17 protein-coding genes and 1 tRNA gene are annotated in these 16,086 nt (G+C 61.5%); 12 read left to right on the forward strand and 6 right to left on the reverse strand.

Annotated features, from left to right (window positions below; translation table 11 throughout):
• Positions 1–3: 3 nt before the first annotated feature.
• Both ATY75_RS06670 and galE read right to left on the reverse strand, forming a co-directional pair.
• Complete coding sequence (locus ATY75_RS06670; RefSeq protein WP_088936928.1) at positions 4–1,560, reverse strand: alkaline phosphatase family protein; 1,557 nt, start codon at positions 1,558–1,560, stop codon at positions 4–6.
• Positions 1,538–2,521, reverse strand: coding sequence for a UDP-glucose 4-epimerase GalE (gene galE / locus ATY75_RS06675; RefSeq protein WP_088936929.1), 984 nt, complete (start codon positions 2,519–2,521; stop codon positions 1,538–1,540). The genes ATY75_RS06670 and galE overlap by 23 nt, the downstream gene beginning before the upstream one ends.
• 248 nt (positions 2,522–2,769) lie before the next feature.
• On the opposite strand from galE, the gene ATY75_RS06680 reads away from it, so the two are divergent.
• Positions 2,770–3,414, forward strand: a complete 645-nt coding sequence (locus ATY75_RS06680) for a ThuA domain-containing protein (protein ID WP_064841142.1) — start codon at positions 2,770–2,772, stop codon at positions 3,412–3,414.
• A gap of 68 nt (positions 3,415–3,482) precedes the next feature.
• The gene (locus ATY75_RS06685) at positions 3,483–4,049 is read left to right on the forward strand and encodes a GNAT family N-acetyltransferase (protein WP_088936930.1); all 567 of its coding nucleotides are present in this window, start codon (positions 3,483–3,485) and stop codon (positions 4,047–4,049) included.
• Between the two features lie 26 nt (positions 4,050–4,075).
• Here ATY75_RS06685 and ATY75_RS06690 read toward each other — a convergent pair whose 3' ends face one another.
• Positions 4,076–4,327 carry a DUF2934 domain-containing protein gene (locus ATY75_RS06690; RefSeq protein ID WP_088936931.1) on the reverse strand — a complete coding sequence of 84 codons (252 nt, stop codon included), beginning with the start codon at positions 4,325–4,327 and terminating at the stop codon, positions 4,076–4,078.
• Positions 4,328–4,566: 239 nt separating this feature from the next.
• On the opposite strand from ATY75_RS06690, the gene ATY75_RS06695 reads away from it, so the two are divergent.
• The 3 genes from ATY75_RS06695 to ATY75_RS06705 all read left to right on the forward strand — a co-directional run bounded on the left by ATY75_RS06695 (position 4,567) and on the right by ATY75_RS06705 (position 7,546).
• Positions 4,567–5,997, forward strand: a complete 1,431-nt coding sequence (locus tag ATY75_RS06695; protein WP_088936932.1) for a DUF6880 family protein — start codon at positions 4,567–4,569, stop codon at positions 5,995–5,997.
• Between the two features lie 37 nt (positions 5,998–6,034).
• The gene (locus ATY75_RS06700; RefSeq protein ID WP_088936933.1) at positions 6,035–6,595 is read left to right on the forward strand and encodes a thioredoxin; all 561 of its coding nucleotides are present in this window, start codon (positions 6,035–6,037) and stop codon (positions 6,593–6,595) included.
• 189 nt (positions 6,596–6,784) lie between these two features.
• Positions 6,785–7,546: a DUF5131 family protein gene (locus tag ATY75_RS06705; protein WP_088936934.1), complete on the forward strand. Its 762-nt coding sequence runs from the start codon at positions 6,785–6,787 to the stop codon at positions 7,544–7,546.
• Here the strand turns inward: ATY75_RS06705 and tcmP are convergent.
• Together tcmP and ATY75_RS06720 are read right to left on the reverse strand one after the other, a co-directional pair.
• Entirely contained in the window at positions 7,494–8,432 is a 939-nt protein-coding gene (gene tcmP / locus ATY75_RS06710; protein ID WP_088936935.1) for a three-Cys-motif partner protein TcmP, read from the reverse strand. The two genes, ATY75_RS06705 and tcmP, sit on opposite strands and share 53 nt — an antisense overlap.
• A gap of 741 nt (positions 8,433–9,173) precedes the next feature.
• Positions 9,174–9,263 (reverse strand) — tRNA-Ser (locus ATY75_RS06720).
• 305 nt (positions 9,264–9,568) lie between these two features.
• Here ATY75_RS06720 and rplU point away from each other — a divergent pair.
• From rplU to ATY75_RS06740, 4 genes are all read left to right on the forward strand, one after another.
• Positions 9,569–9,886 carry a 50S ribosomal protein L21 gene (gene rplU, locus ATY75_RS06725; protein ID WP_003543907.1) on the forward strand — a complete coding sequence of 106 codons (318 nt, stop codon included), beginning with the start codon at positions 9,569–9,571 and terminating at the stop codon, positions 9,884–9,886.
• 33 nt (positions 9,887–9,919) lie between these two features.
• Positions 9,920–10,189: a 50S ribosomal protein L27 gene (gene rpmA / locus ATY75_RS06730; RefSeq protein ID WP_003567620.1), complete on the forward strand. Its 270-nt coding sequence runs from the start codon at positions 9,920–9,922 to the stop codon at positions 10,187–10,189.
• A 125-nt stretch (positions 10,190–10,314) separates the two neighbouring features.
• Positions 10,315–10,971 carry a GNAT family protein gene (locus ATY75_RS06735; protein WP_012559345.1) on the forward strand — a complete coding sequence of 219 codons (657 nt, stop codon included), beginning with the start codon at positions 10,315–10,317 and terminating at the stop codon, positions 10,969–10,971.
• Positions 10,968–11,555, forward strand: coding sequence for a GNAT family N-acetyltransferase (locus ATY75_RS06740; protein WP_064841150.1), 588 nt, complete (start codon positions 10,968–10,970; stop codon positions 11,553–11,555). The genes ATY75_RS06735 and ATY75_RS06740 overlap by 4 nt, the downstream gene beginning before the upstream one ends.
• Positions 11,556–11,595: 40 nt before the next feature.
• Here ATY75_RS06740 and ATY75_RS06745 read toward each other — a convergent pair whose 3' ends face one another.
• Positions 11,596–12,462 (reverse strand): endonuclease/exonuclease/phosphatase family protein, encoded by an 867-nt coding sequence (locus tag ATY75_RS06745; protein ID WP_088936936.1) that lies wholly within the window; start codon positions 12,460–12,462, stop codon positions 11,596–11,598.
• 84 nt (positions 12,463–12,546) lie between these two features.
• Here ATY75_RS06745 and obgE point away from each other — a divergent pair, with 84 nt between their 5' ends.
• From obgE to ATY75_RS06760, 3 genes are read left to right on the forward strand one after another with little or no spacing between them, the layout of a single operon-like run.
• Positions 12,547–13,641: a GTPase ObgE gene (gene obgE / locus ATY75_RS06750; RefSeq protein ID WP_088936937.1), complete on the forward strand. Its 1,095-nt coding sequence runs from the start codon at positions 12,547–12,549 to the stop codon at positions 13,639–13,641.
• Complete coding sequence (gene proB / locus ATY75_RS06755) at positions 13,628–14,797, forward strand: glutamate 5-kinase (protein ID WP_088937015.1); 1,170 nt, start codon at positions 13,628–13,630, stop codon at positions 14,795–14,797. Before obgE ends, proB begins: the two co-directional genes overlap by 14 nt.
• Positions 14,790–16,073 carry a glutamate-5-semialdehyde dehydrogenase gene (locus ATY75_RS06760; RefSeq protein ID WP_088936938.1) on the forward strand — a complete coding sequence of 428 codons (1,284 nt, stop codon included), beginning with the start codon at positions 14,790–14,792 and terminating at the stop codon, positions 16,071–16,073. Before proB ends, ATY75_RS06760 begins: the two co-directional genes overlap by 8 nt.
• The last annotated feature ends 13 nt before the right edge of the window (positions 16,074–16,086 follow it).

Below are 16,086 nucleotides of genomic sequence, written 5' to 3' on the forward strand. Positions count from 1 at the left end.
GCATCAGGGCCGGCGCGTCACCGGCCCTTTTTCCGTCAGCTCGGTATAGGCGAGCGTCTGATCGAGATGCCGCGCGCGCAGCGACAGCAGCTTTTCGGCATAGTCGAGCCGGATCGCCGCATAGGCCGGATCGGCCGCGACATTCTTGAGCTCCATCGGATCGTCCCCGAGATTGAAGAGCAGTGGCGGCAAGGCGGCAAAATGCACATATTTGAACCGCGCGTCGCGGATCACGGCAAGATTGCACTCGTTCGACCTGAGCCCGAAATACCGCTCCGTCTCGCCCCCGGCGATATCGCGGAAGTCGAACTCCCAGAATGCCGCGTCCCGCCAGCCTTCCGCGCTGCCGCCCTCGACGAACGGCATGAGCGACTGGCCGTCGAGCCCGTTCTTCGCCTCGATGCCGAGCCTTTGGCAAAGTGTCGGAAAAATATCCGCGGCGCTGGTGAAATCGTCGACGGCCCCGCCGGCGGCACTGCTTGCGGGATCGCGAATGACCAGCGGAATATGATAGCTGCCGTCGAAGAAACCGCCCTTCCCCAGCGTCCAGTGGTCGCCCGCCATCTCGGCGTGATCCGAGGTGAAGACGATAAGCGTATCGTCCCAGGCGCCGGCATCCTGCAGCGCCTGCCAGATCCGGCCGAGCTGCGCATCGACCTCTGCTATCATGCCGTAGTAAATCGCCCGGATCGCCGCGAAATCCTCGCCGTTCCAGTCGCTCAGCGGCCCCGTCGCGCCGTGGATGAAACTGCCCTTGCCGGTGCGCGGCATCGCATAGGCGAGATAGGGATGACTGGCCTCTTCCGCTTGGGCGTTTGCCGCGCGCGCAAAAGCCGGCCCCTCGCCCGGCCTGAACATACGGTTGAACGGCGCCGGCACGGAAAAGGGCGGATGCGGGCGCAGGAACGAGACATGCGCAAACCACGGCCGGTCCTGCTCACCCAGCCAGCGGATGAACTCGCCGGCAAGGAACGCCGTCTGCGTCTCCTCGCTGGAATAGGCCGGCGCCGCATCGGAAATGCCGCCGGCTGCAGCGCCGACGGGACTATGGATGTCGCGGCTGACGGCGTCCCGATGGCCGCGGGACCGGAGCCAGGAGAGCCACTGCCTTTCATGCTCCGGCAGAAGCTGGCGTGCGGTAAAGCCCGGCAACACGCCTTCATAACTCGTCAGATGCGGATCATTTGCATCCATGCCACGCGGATCGGGCGCCGTGTCCGTATAGCCGAACAGCGTCGGGTCATATCCCGCCCGCCGGGCGGCCAGCGCCAGATTGTCGAAGCGGGCATCGAGCGGCGAACCATTGCGGCAGACGCGGTGGTTCATCTGGTAGAGGCCGGTATAGAGTGTCGCCCGCGCCGGCGAGCAGGGCGCCGCCCCGGCATAGTGCCGCCGGAACAGCGTGCCCTGGCGCGCCAGTGCGTCGACATTGGGCGTTTTCACGCAAGGATGACCGACGGCCGACAGGCAATCGCCACGCCACTGATCCGCCGTGATCAGCAGGATGTTCGGCCTGGCGCCTTTCTCAATTCTGGGCTCAATGCTGGTTGGTTTTGGCATGCCAGTTCCAGGCGGAACGGATGATCTGACTGAGATCATACTGCGGCACCCAGCCGAGCACGTCGCGCGCCTTGTCGTTATTGGCGACCAGCGTATGCGAATCGCCTTCGCGCCGGCCGATATATTCGACGGGGAAAGGCCGGTTCGACACGTCCTCGATCGCGCCGAGCAATTCCCTGACCGTGGTGCCTGTGCCGGTGCCGAGGTTGAGCGCGACGGACTCGCCGCCCTTCAGCAGATATTCGACGGCGCGCACATGCGCATCGGCAAGATCCAGCACATGAATATAGTCGCGCACGCAGGTGCCGTCGCGCGTCTCATAATCGCTGCCGAACACCTTGAAGCCCTGGCGGCGGCCGAGTGCCGCGTCGATCGCCAGCGGAATCGCATGCGTTTCCGGCTGGTGCCATTCGCCGATCCGGCCTTCGAAATCGGCGCCCGCCGCATTGAAATAACGCAGCACCACCGAGCGCAGGCTCTTGTACTGGTCGTAATCGGCAAGCGCCTGTTCGACGATATATTTCGTCCGCCCGTAGGGATTGATCGGCACCTGCCGGTGCGTCTCGTCGAGCGGCACGCTCTGCGGCAGCCCGTAGGTGGCGCAGGTGGAGGAGAAGACGAAGGCATTGATGCCGGCCGCCTGCGCCGCCGACAGCAGCGTCAACGTGCCGATGACGTTGTTCTCATAGAAGGAAACCGGATCCTTGACCGATTCGCCGACTTCGATCAGCGCCGCGAAATGCAGGATCGCCGCCGGCTTGTGCTTGGCCAGCACCTCATCCAGCCGGGCGCGATCGCGAATATCGCCTTCCTCGGCCGGTCCCCATTTGACGAACTCGCGATGGCCGTTGGAAAAATTATCGAAGACGACAGGCGTATAGCCCTTGTTCGCCAGGTCGAGACACGTATGCGAGCCGATATAACCGGCGCCGCCGACGACAAGAACCGTTTCACCTGCCATGCACCACCCTTATTATTAGCGAGAGATGAAAGAAACCTAGACGAGATACACGTCAATAAAAAGAAGGAATTACGATCGGCGTGAACGGACAATACGTCAAATGCCGAACTGCCCCGGCCCTATATGATTTGGTCCGGACCGCCAACCTTCGCGCATTATTCGCGTGATTTGCATAGCAGGCCGCCCTAAGGGGCTTTCACCACCATGTGATGCAACGGACCGTGACAATCGGACAGGGGAGCGCGCGAATGAGAAAGGCATTGGTCGTTTGGGGCGGCTGGCAGGGCCATGAGCCGGAGCAATGCGCTCATATCGTCGCCGATCTTCTGCGCGAGGACGATTTTACGGTGGAGGTCACTGGCGATCTCGGCATATTCGGATCGCCGACGCTTGTGAAAGCCGATCTGCTGGTGCCGATCATCACCGGCGAAACGCTGGAAAAACCCCACGCCAGCGCCTTGGTCGAGGCGGTGCGCGGCGGGCTGGGGCTTGCCGGCCATCACGGCGCGCTCGCCACCTCCTTCAAGGAAAGCGCGCCTTTCCGCTATGTCTCCGGCGTCACCTGGGTCGCCCATCCCGGCAACATCATCGACTTCCGCGTCGCCGTCACCCGCCAGGACGATCCGGTCATGGAGGGCATTCCCGATTTCGACTACCGGTCGGAGCAATATTATCTGCACTATGATCCGACAGTCGAAATCCTGGCGACCACCACCTTCACCGGCGCCTATGATCCTGCCGCCCGCAACGTCGTGATGCCGGTCGTCTTCAAGCGCCATTTCGGCGCCGGCCGCATCTTCTATTCCGCGCTCGGCCATGTCGCGGCCGAATTCGACCATCCCTACATGCCGCTGATCCTGCGCCGCGGCCTCGGCTGGGCCGCCCGCCAGTAGCGGACGACGGCGCATTGCGTCATGGAGCGGCCGCTTGCCGAGCGCCGGCGGCACCCTAACTTGCCCCCATGCCGGATCGCTTCTCTTTCGTCCCCGCCACCGCCGATCGCCTCACCGATATCGAAATGGTCTTCGACGATTGCGGCGGCGGAAGGAATTGCCGCTGCGCCTACTGGTATCTGCCGAATGCCGATTTCAAGGCGGGATGGGGCGAGGGAAACCGCAGCTGGTTTCGAGACCTGCTTGATGGGCCGCGCCCGCCGGGCATTCTCGGCTATCACGGCAACGACCCAGCCGGATGGTGCGGCGTCGCGCCGCGCGCCGTCTTCGACCGGCTGCGTCGCTCAAAACCCTTTGCCCCCGTCGATGACAGGCCGGTCTGGTCGATCAACTGCTTCATCACGCGCAAGCCGTTCCGCCGGCAGGGCCTGTCTCGCTTGCTTTTGAAACAGGCCGTCGAATTTGCCAGCAAGAATGGGGCCGAATGTCTCGAAGCCTATCCCGTCGATCAGGGCCGCGCCTTGGGAACCGGCGAGCTTTATCCGGGCACGCTTTCGATATTTCTCGATGCCGGTTTTGCCGAAGTGGCAAGACGTCTGCCCACAAGGCCGATCGTCCGTCTGGCCTGCCGCTGACGATTTCGCTGTCCGGAAATTGGGGTCTAGCGCGCCGCCTTGAGCCGGTCGTTGTCGACGGCAGGGGCCGCCGCGTCATAGACCCGCATCAGCCGCCCGGCCGCTTTCAATTTCTCGATAAGATCGTTTCCGTCAGGCGACGCCTTCGTCAGCTCCAGCTGCTCGAACTCCTTCAGCGCCTGCGCCCAATGGCTGTCCCCACGCCCATCCGGCCTGCCTTCCGATTCCCATAGTGAATAGGCGCGCTGGCTGACCCAGGCGTCTTTATTATGACTCATAATCAACCCCAGCGAGAAATTTGGAAAAAATATTCGACAGGCAACAAGGTGCCAAAACCGGCTTTAGGAGTCGTTACGAGGCAGCGTTAGTTTTTAGCTAACGGTCATGATTCGGCGAGACTAACCGCCGATAAAGTCATACGAATTCGTGGTGCGATAGATCTGCGCCCCCCTCGCTCGGCACCTTGGACTGATTTAAATACCGGGTTAGGGTCGGCGCGAAACGACAGCGGTGACCTATGGCAGCAAAGACGACCCTCAACACGAAGAACCTGGAAGCGCTCGGTGCGCAGCGTCTCGCCGAACTGCTGATCGAGATCAGCACCGGCAGCGCCGCCCATAAACGGCGTCTGCGCATGGAACTGGCCGGCAATCAGGGCAGCACCGAGGTGGCGCGTGAGATCCGCAAGCGCCTCGGCAGCATCGCACGTGCGCAGAGCGTCATCGAATGGCATAAAGTAAAAGCCGTCAACGCCGACCTCGAAACGCAGCGGTCCGCGATCGTCACCGTCGTGGCCGCCGACGATCCAAAGGAAGCGTTCGATCTCATCTGGCAATTCCTTGCCGTTGCCGACTCGATTTTCCACCGATCCAACAGCAACGACATCGCCTTCACCGAGACGTTCCATCAGGCATGCGCCGATGCCGGCGTCATCGCCAGCTCCGCGGGGATCGGTATCGATGTCCTTGCCGACAAGGTTTTCGCTGCCTTGCAGGATAACGACCACGGCCAATATGACCCGCTGATCGCCGAGATGGTTCCGGCGCTGGGCAAGGACGGTCTGGACCGTTTGAAGGGCCTCCTGGTGCAATGGTTGAATGAAGAGGAGGGGAAGCCCGCCGGCGCCGACAGGAAAATTCTCGACTGGGGCGGCGGCGGAACGACCTACCTGAACGAGATCTATGCCAGGCATCGGCAACAGACGGCGCGAATCGCTCTGCAGGACATTGCCGATGCCCAGGATGATGCCGATGCCTTCATCGCCCAGCAGCCGGAAGAGACCTTAAGGATGCCGATGGTCGCGATCGCGATTTCCGACCGCTTGCTCCTGGCTGGACGCGCCGAGGAAGCATTGAGGATTTTGGACGGCGTCGACCACCGGTTCGAAATGCCTTTTGATTGGCAGGAAGCCCGCGCCGAAACGCTCGAAGCGCTCGGACGGGGGGAGGAAGCCCAAGCCTATCGATGGCAATGCTTCGAGCAGTCGCTGAACGGCGAGCACCTTCGCGCTTTCCTGCGAAAGCTCGCCGACTTCGATGACATCGAGGCCGAAGAGAAGGCATTCGCCTTCGCGCACGGTTTTTCGGATGTTCATCGCGCCCTTGCCTTTTTCCTTGCCTGGCCCGCACACGCCGAGGCCGCGAAACTCGTCTCCAGGCGCCAGGCGGAACTGGACGGCGACCTCTACGAGCTGATGACGTCGGGCGCCGAAATGCTGCGGGAGAAACACCCACTCGCGGCAACAATCCTGTTACGCTCGATGATCGGCTTCGCCCTCGATAACGGCCGATCCCGCCGCTACAGGCATGCCGCGCGCCATCTGGCGGAATGCGCCGCGCTCGCGCCGCATATCGACGATTTCGGCGACGCCCGGCCTCACGACGCCTACGTCGACGATCTGAAGCGTCAACACGGAAACAAGCATGGCTTCTGGAGCCTAATACGTTAAGCCGCATGCCCGATTCACGAACGGAAAGGACATCGCTATGACCGATACTTCGTGGCACGCAGATCCCCTGAGCTGGGGCAATGGCCTACACATATTCGAAGCCTTCCTTGAGCCGACGGACCCCTACTCGGCCAAAGCATTCAACAAGCTGGACGCTCTTCTCGATCAGGCCGGCGAGGACAGGATCACAGTGAAGATCCGCCTGCAGTCGCAATCCTGGCATATGTATTCCGGCCTGATCGTCCGCTGCATCATCGCAGCCTCGACGCTGGAAGGCGGCAAGGAGACGGCAAAGAAGGTCTTAGCCGCCGTCGCCGCGCATCGGGAGGAATTCGAATTCGATCACCACGCCGGCGGCGCGAATATGGATGTGACGCCGAACCAGATCATCGAGCGCCTGGAAGGCTATAGCGGTGTAACGCTAAAAGACGCCTGCGCAATCCCGGATCTCGACCGGGAGATCAAGCGGCACTGCAACTATGCCCGCCAAAACGGCATCCACGTCTCGCCGACCTTCATGATCGACGGGCTGGTGCAGGCGGATATGAGCGGCGGTGATGAGGTTGCGGCCTGGGTGAAGAAGGTGCTGGTTAGCTGACGCCAGTTATGCCGGCGGGCTAAAATCGCAAACACTGACGCCTCGGATCCCCGGCACGGAGCGCAGTGGCGCCTGCAACAATTTACCTTGATAAGGCAAATTTGCTTGAGGCACCCCGGCCCCCGCGAAACGTATCCTTAATGAGATCTCAATTAATGGTTACATTCGTTCCGGTTTTGGAGGCCTCCTATGGCTGAGACATCAATCGAATGGACCGACGCCACATGGAACCCGGTGGCCGGCTGCACCATCCTGACGGCGGGCTGTACCAACTGCTACGCGATGCGAATGGCTGCGCGCCTGGAGGCGATGGGCCAAGAGAAATATAAGGGGCTGACACGCAAGAGCGGCGGCCGCGCGAAGTGGACTGGTAAGATCACGCTCGACTGGAAAGCTCTCGACGTGCCGGCAAAATGGACGCGTCCGCGCCTCGTCTTCGTGAACTCTATGTCCGACTTATTCCATACAGAGGTTCCGGCCGATTTCATCGCTGCCGTGTGGAAGATCATGGAGGCGACCCCACAGCATACTTACCAGATCCTGACGAAGCGCCCCGACCGAATGGCCGAGATCCTGCCTGGCAAGCAGTTTAAGGTGCTGCCGAACGTATGGCTTGGAACAAGTGTCGAAGATAGCCGCGTTTTGCACCGGTTGAATGAACTTCGCACAGTTCCCGCTGCTATTCGTTTTGCGTCATTCGAACCGTTAATCGGATCAGTCAAAGGTGCCGACCTAACAGGAGTTCATTGGGCAATCGTTGGCGGCGAGTCCGGGCCACAGGCTCGGCATATGGATCCGGAATGGGTCAATGAAATTGAGCGCATGTGCCGCGCGCACGGAACGGCTTTCTTTTTCAAGCAGTGGGGCGGCAAAAACAAGAAGGCGACAGGGCGCGAACTCAATGGCCGGACTTACGACGAGATGCCGAACCTGGCGCAAAGTGCTTATTGACGTAGCGCACGAACTTTTCGGCTAGCTCTGTGGCCTTCGGATGCTTGTTTGCCACAGCCAGGAACAGCGAAAAGGTATGTCCACTGTGCGGCGTCAAAATCGGCAGCGGATCGGATACGAACGGGAATTCGTTTTCGAGCAGCGTCTTGAACCACTTATCGATTTGATCTTTGGAGATGGTGCGCTTTGCAGTCGGTTCTTTCGACGGGACAGCAAGGTTTCCAAACAGATCCACCTGTCCAGATGGCTCTTCCGGCTGAATGGCGTATAGCTCACGCCAGCGGGGGCTTAGAACGCGGTCTAGCGTTTTCTCCTTATTGCCGACGCCTTCAATGTCGTGAGCGAGCTGTCGAATGATCGCCTGCACATTGAAGAAATACCAGACATCAAGACATTCTGTTTCGGCCAACGCCTTGAGCGTCGACCAGTCGACCTGCATTGAAAAAGGATCAAGAAACACCACGCCGCGCGAGAAGCTTTTGGCTTTGCGCGTCCATGGCGCCTTGCCGATAAACTTCCGCAGTTCCTCGTTTGCGTCACCCCTCAACACCTCAATCTCAACGCTAGGAAAATCGTTGCGGACGGCGGTCAATTGTCTGGCACGCACAGGATCTTTTTCGATAAAGACGAAATGCTTGAAAGGCGGATTTATCTTGAGCGCACGCCGTGCCGAACCGTCCAAGACCTCTACAACCGTTTCGAGCTCTCGCCCTTCCAATATGCCGCCGACTTCCCGTTCAGCTTCCCGATCGCCCGAACCGGCATAGGCATCGATGTACCATATGTCCATGTTCTTCGGAGTAAGCGCCTTGCTGTAACACTGCAGGTAATACTCCACGGCATCGAGTTTGATTTCCGACCATGGGCCACCGTATTTGTGCGCCATTACTGCCCCGCTGAATGAACCCGCGACCGCAACTGTAAACTGAGTCGGCTTGCTTGAATATGCGCAAACAACAGTTGTACTTTACTTGACACAGGAGCCAGACTCAGCGGAACGTTGACGCTATGGACTCTGACCCGTCAAAGCTGCAGTGGGTACTCACACAGACCGGAACTCCGGTTAGCTATCCGCATGGGAAGGGGCTCGAAACTTCAAGTCAAGTTGCCGTATGCGGACGATAACAAAATTTGGCTAAGGGCGGGTAAGCGGTCGATCCCGGACTGGCTCCCAAATGAAAAGCGATGGGAGGTCCCGCAATCCTGGTTCAATGATTTCGTAATCCGGGCGCTGAAGCGATATCTCCGCGTCTATGTTGTCCGGCCGTACCATGAACATGAGATTTGCGCGCCGGCTTGCTGGAACGCCGTTGGTCACGAGTGCCAATGCTCCTGCATGGGAGCAAATCACGGCTCTGGTCAAAGTGGCGCCTGGTTCATCGCATTTGACACGTTCGCCGTTCGGTGGAGATCGCGACAGTTGGCCTGCCGTTTGCTGACCGCAAAGTGAGCCAGGGTAGGCTTTACTAAGGCGCTGACGAATGAGCGTTTTCGGAAAATTGGCGCTCGATCACGGTTCCGTGATCAAAGGCGACCATTATGGGCGATTTGCCTCTAGGGTGAGGCTCGGCGTGACCGCCAAGCTTGCGACGAAAAACAAGGCAAGTCAGTTTTATAGCGGATGTTATGGCGGAGAGGGTGGGATTTGAACCCACGATACCCTTGCAGGTATGCCGCATTTCGAGTGCGGTGCATTCGACCACTCTGCCACCTCTCCGCGGTCAGGTCGGCGCTTGTTCGGCGCGGGCGTTCTCATAACGAGCCTGTGACGGGTTGGCAAGCCGAAAAGTCGAAGCATTCCATCCTTTTGCCTTGACACTTTTTTGTCACTCGCGTATCTCGGCTGCGCAATAGGTTCGGAGTAATCCGTGCCTTGCCAGTCCCGCGCTCGCGTGGGGCGTTTCACCGGCAGGAAGAGCTCGAGGCCAGCCCTCTGAAATCCCTGCTTAACTTCGACTGATAAAAAGACGGCCACCCTGCTGATCAGCGGGGAGAGCTGGAACGAACATGAAAGGATAAAAAATGTTCGCAGTCATCAAGACCGGCGGTAAACAGTACCGTGTGGCAGCCAACGACGTGCTGACCATCGAAAAGCTGGAAGCCACCGCTGGCGACTCCATTGAATTCACCGAAGTGCTCGTGATCGGCGAAGGCGCCGACGCTGCGATCGGTGCGCCCTTCGTTACCGGCGCCTCTGTCAAGGCAGAAGTCGTCGAACAGAACCGCGGCAAGAAGGTCATCGCCTTCAAGAAGCGCCGCCGTCAGAATTCGAAGCGTTCGCGCGGCCATCGTCAGCATCACACGGTCGTCCGTATCACGGACATCGTGGCTGCCAAGTAAGATCAACGGGACAAGGTTTAAAGGAGAACTCCAATGGCACACAAAAAAGCTGGCGGTTCCTCGCGCAACGGTCGCGATTCCGAATCCAAGCGCCTTGGCGTGAAGAAGTTCGGCGGCGAAGCCGTCATCGCAGGCAACATCCTCGTGCGTCAGCGCGGGACGCAGTGGCATCCGGGTTCCAACGTCGGCCTCGGCAAGGATCACACGATTTTTGCGCTTACCGCCGGCAATGTGAACTACCGAACCAAGGCCAACGGTCGCGTCTACGTGTCTGTCATGCCGAAAGCGGAAGCAGCGGAATAAGCCGGTAGCGCTCAAAAACAGCCGGCGTCTCATCGACCCGGCTGGCCGTATTAGGTTCAGTCTAGAAAACAGGGGAGATGGGGCGCCATCTCCCCTTTTTCTTTGTCCAAACAGGAGGACTGAACATGCAAGGCGAATTGTTAAGGGTAGACCAATCACGGTCGCCCCGGGAAGGCCAGGTGTCTTCCGAAGAACGGCTGAGGCCGGAGCGGTTAAGGACCGATTGCCCTGTCTTGTTATCGGAAAGGCTCGTCATGCGCGCGCCCCACGAAGAAGACATCGACGCCCTTGCCCATCTCGCCAATAACGCCAAAGTCGCCACCATGGTATCGCGTATGCCGCACCCCTATACCGCCGATGATGCTGCCGACTTCGTGCGTCGCACGAAAAAAGGCGAGATTGGCAAGTGCGTCTATGCAATCACCAAAGCCGAAAACGGCGCCTTTATCGGCTGCTGCGGTGTCGAGCCGCATGCCGACGGCAGGACCGTCGAGATCGGTTACTGGCTGGGCGAGCCCTATTGGAACAAGGGTTATACGACCGAGGCCTGCCATGCCCTGGTCGATATGGTGTTCAGGACCCGTCAGGATGTCGATCAGATCGATGCCCGTTGCCGGGTGATGAACGTCGCCTCGCGCCGCGTCATCCAGAAGTGCGGCTTCCAGTTCCAGGGATCGGGGCTCGCCGCCTCGCTGGCGCTCGGCAGCAACGTGCCGGTGGAATGGTACAGGCTCGACCGCAAGACCTGGATGTCGCTCAGAAGCTGGGGGAACATCGCATGAGCACGACCGCGCTGCAAAGGCCGGAGACCAGGCCGATGATGCCAGGCCCCGCGCCTGTCATCTCGACCGCCCGGCTGACGCTCCGCCCCCACAGGCTGAGCGACGCGCCATCGATTGCGGAATCGCTTTCCGATTTCGCTGTCACGCGCATGCTGTCCCGCGTGCCCGCGCCGTTCGACCGGCAGGATGCGCTGGACTGGCTGGTCCCGGTCACCTCGGGCGCCCTGCCCGACTGGCCGTTGGCGATCACCGGCAAGGACGATGTCCATATCGGCAACGTCTCGATCGAGCTGCGCCACGGCCGCTGGCACCTCGGCTATTGGCTGAACCGCTACTACTGGCGGCGCGGCTATATGAGCGAGGCTGTGGCTGGGATTATCGAGCGCTTCTCGCGCCGCATGCCGGAGACGCCGATCCATTCCGGCGTCTTCGCCGACAACCCGGCCTCGCTGCGGCTGCAGGAGAAGCTCGGTTTCCGCATGACCGGTTGCGGCGAAATCTATTGTTTCGCCCGCAACACCATGGTCTCGCACATCGAAACCGTGCTGCAGCCGGGCATGCTGCAGCCGCGGAAGGTGGCTTAATCACTAAGGAGACGCCGCCACACGACCGGCGGCGTCTCCGTCAATGTCCGATCTCGACCCACAGCGGAAAATGATCGGAGCCGACGGATTGCGTATCGATCCGAGCGGATTGCAACCGGCCCTCGAGGCCGCAACTGACGAAGCAATAATCGAGATGCATGCGTTCGCCGTGATCTTCGGGATTCATCCAGCTGTAGCTCTCCGGGCCATAGGCTTCGAGCGCCGCAAAGGCGTCGATCGGCGTGCCGATCCTGGAGACACGGCCGTAATATCCACCGCCGGCGCCGGCAAGTGCGCAATATTCCGGCGATTCCGGCTCCATGTTGAAATCGCCCATGACGACGTAATCCTCCGGCAGCGGCGGCTCCGGCAGATCGAATTCGCCGCCCCCCGTCAGCGATCCGCCGTCGTGGACGAAAGCATTGATATGCGCGTTCAAGAATTGCAGCTGGCGGATGCGCTCGTCGGGAGAGACGTGGTCGAGATGGACGGAGTAGAAACGGATTGCGCCGCCGGGTGCCGCGATCACCGCCTCGGTGGCGCCGCGCTGCAGGTTGATCTTGCCGATCGTGCGGCTGCGCGGCAGAAGCAGCGTCCGGGTCGAAAGGATCGGCCAGCGCGACAGCACCATATTGCCGAACTGGAAGCGTGTGCCCCGCACCGGCGGGAGCCCGTTTCCGGCAGGCTCGGCATGCAGGTCGCAGGCCGGCCCATACACCCAGAAATGGTCGGGAAAGAAGGCGGCAAGATCGGCCGCCATGTCGGCGAAACCGTTGCGCGAGAAGCCGCGGGTCACCTCCTGCAGCGCGATGATATCGGCGCCCTCGAGGCTCCGGGCAATGCGCGCGAGATCGTATCTGCCGTCGAGACCGAAGCCGTACTGTATGTTATAGCTCGCAAAATTCACGATAATCTTTGACCTCCGTCGGAACCGCCTATATCGAATGGGCCAAGACGGGCCGTCCAACCGCCACCGGATACTGGAAGTAAAATGAAATTTCTCGACGAAGCAAAGGTCTATATCCGATCCGGAGACGGCGGCGGGGGCAGCGTTTCCTTCCGGCGCGAGAAATTCATCGAGTTCGGCGGGCCGGACGGCGGCGATGGCGGCCGTGGCGGCGATGTCTGGGTCGAGACCGTCAACGGCCTCAACACGCTGATCGATTTCCGTTTTCAGCAGCATTTCAAGGCGACGATCGGCACCCATGGCATGGGCAGGAACCGCACCGGCGCCAACGGCAGCGACGTGACGCTGAAGGTACCCGTCGGAACCCAGATCTTCGAGGAAGACCGGGAAACACTAATCTGCGATCTCACCGTCGAAGGCCAGCGTTATTGCCTTGCCCATGGCGGCAACGGCGGCTTCGGCAACGCTCATTTCAAGACCTCGACCAACCAGGCGCCGGATTGGGCCAATCCCGGCCTGCCCGGCGAGGAAAAGACCCTCTGGCTGCGGCTGAAGCTGATTGCCGATGCCGGCCTCGTCGGCATGCCCAATGCCGGCAAGTCGACCTTCCTGGCATCGGTCACCCGCGCCCGGCCGAAGATCGCCAATTATCCCTTCACCACGCTGCACCCCAATCTCGGCGTCGCCACCATCGACGAGCGGGAATTCATCCTGGCCGACATTCCGGGCCTGATCGAAGGCGCCCATGAAGGCGTCGGCATCGGCGACCGTTTCCTCGGCCATGTCGAGCGCACCCGCGTGCTGCTCCATCTCGTCTCCGCCCAGGAGGAAAAGGTCGGCAAAGCCTATACGACGGTGAAGCACGAGCTCGAAGCCTATGGCAACGATCTGACGGATAAGGCCGAGATCGTCGCTCTGTCGCAGATCGACGTGCTCGACGAGGCCGAACTGAAGAAGAAGACGAAGGAATTGGCCAAGGCCTGCGGCAAGACGCCGTTCCAGATTTCCGCCGTCACCGGCAAGGGTATGACCGAGGTGCTGCGTGCGCTGCGCGACATCATCGTCGAAGAAAATGCTGAGGAAAAGCCGGCCAAGGTGCCGAAGCAACGCCATCGCGACATTGTTGTCGCCGACGAGGCTGAGGACCTTGGCGAGGATGGGGCCGATGACCAGCCGTAAGCCGCTCGGCCGCTACCGCCGCATCGTCATCAAGATCGGCTCGGCCCTGCTGGTCGATCGCAAGGCCGGGCTGAAAAAGGCCTGGCTCGACGCCATGTGCGCCGACATTGCGGGGCTGAAGGCCAAGGGCATCGACGTGCTCGTCGTCTCCTCCGGCGCCATTGCGCTCGGCCGCTCGGTGCTCGACCTGCCCTCCGGCGCGCTGAAACTGGAGGAAAGCCAGGCGGCCGCCGCCGTCGGCCAGATCGCGCTGGCCCGTGCCTGGTCGGAAAGCCTGTCGCACGGCGAGATCGTCGCCGGCCAGATCCTGCTGACGCTCGGGGATACCGAGGAGCGCCGCCGCTATCTCAATGCGCGCGCCACCATCAATCAGCTTTTGAAAATCGGCGCCGTGCCGATCATCAACGAGAACGACACGGTCGCCACCAGCGAAATCCGCTATGGCGACAACGACCGCCTGGCCGCCCGCGTCGCGACGATGACCGGCGCCGATCTGCTCGTCCTTCTTTCCGATATCGACGGCCTCTATACCGCGCCGCCGCATCTCGATCAGAACGCGACGTTCCTGGAGACGATTTCCGAAATCACCCCGGAGATCGAGGCGATGGCCGGCGGCGCGGCTTCGGAGTTTTCGCGCGGCGGCATGCGCACCAAGATCGATGCCGGCAAGATCGCCACGACATCGGGCTGCGCCATGATCATCGCCTCCGGCAAGACCGACAGCCCGCTGTCGGCGATCGAAAGCGGCGCGCGCTCTTCCTGGTTCGCGCCGTCGGGCACGCCGGTCACCGCCCGCAAGACCTGGATCGCCGGACAGCTGCAGCCGGCCGGCGAACTGCGTGTCGATGACGGCGCCGTCACCGCCCTCGGGGCCGGCAAGAGCCTGCTTCCGGCCGGTGTGCGCGGCGTTTCCGGCCTGTTCAGCCGCGGCGATACGGTGGCGATCGTCGGCCCTGAAGGTCGCGAGATCGCCCGCGGGCTTGTCAGCTACGATGCCGAGGATGCCCGCCGGATTGCCGGCCGCAAGTCGGCCGAAATCGAGGCCATTCTCGGTTATCCCGGCCGCGCCGCCATGGTCCATCGCGACGACATGGTGATGACCGCCCAGATCAGACAGAAATCGGAAAGGCAGAAGAAGGACGCGGCCCATGCTTGATACCGTTGCGCTAAGCCCTGACATTGACGCGCTGATGAACGACATCGGCCGCAAGGCGAAGGCTGCCGCGCGACCGCTGAGCTTTGCGTCCACCGAGGTCAAGAACAGGGCGCTGAACGCCATGGCCGATGCGATCCTGGCCAACCAGGCGGAGATCCTTGCCGAGAATGCCCAGGATTTGAAAGATACCGAAGGCAGCGACATGCTCGCCTCCTTCGTCGACCGGCTGACGCTGAACGACAAACGCGTCGCCGAGATGGCCGAAGGAATCCGCGCCATTGCCGCCCTTGCCGACCCGGTCGGCGAAGTCATCGCCGCCTGGGACCGGCCGAACGGGTTGAAGATCGAGCGCGTCCGTACACCGCTGGGCGTCATCGGCGTCATTTTCGAAAGCCGGCCGAATGTCACGGCCGATGCCGGCGCCCTCTGCCTCAAGGCCGGCAATGCCGTGATCCTGCGCTGCGGTTCGGATTCGCGCCGTTCATCGCAGGCGATCCATGCCTGCCTCGTCGAGGGTCTGAAGGCCGCCGGACTTCCAGAGCATGCTATCCAGCTCGTGCCCGTCACCGATCGCGCCGCCGTCGGCGCCATGCTGCGCGGCCTGGACGGAGCGATCGACGTCATCGTGCCGCGCGGCGGCAAGAGCCTGGTCGCCCGCGTGCAGAGCGAGGCCCGCGTGCCGGTTTTCGCCCATCTCGAGGGCCTCTGCCATATCTATGTCGATGGCTCGGCCGATATCGAGATGGCCAAGCAGATCGTCGTCAATGCCAAGATGCGCCGCACCGGTATCTGCGGCTCTGCCGAAACCCTTCTCGTCGATGGTGCCGCGATCGGCACGCATCTGACGCCGCTGCTCGAGGTTCTCACCGCGGCCGGCTGCGAGGTCCGCGCTTCGCCGACGGTGCTGAAGGTCGCCCCCGGCCTGAAGCCTGCGACCGAGGAGGACTGGTCGACCGAATATCTCGACGCGATCATCTCGGTCGCCGTCGTCGACGGCATCTCCGGCGCGATCGCCCATATCCAAAAATATTCCTCGAACCACACCGAAGCGGTGATCGCCGAGGACCCCGATGTCGTCGCGCGCTTCTTCACCGAAGTCGATTCGGCGATCCTGCTGCACAATGCCTCGACCCAATTTGCCGATGGCGGCGAGTTCGGCATGGGCGCGGAGATCGGCATTGCCACCGGCAAGATGCATGCCCGCGGCCCGGTCGGCGTCGAACAGCTGACCTCGTTCAAATATCGGGTGCACGGCGCCGGACAGACGCGGCCCTGACGTGACGGCGGAG

The sequence above is a fragment of the Rhizobium sp. N122 genome (assembly GCF_002211295.1).
Lineage (GTDB): Bacteria > Pseudomonadota > Alphaproteobacteria > Rhizobiales > Rhizobiaceae > Rhizobium.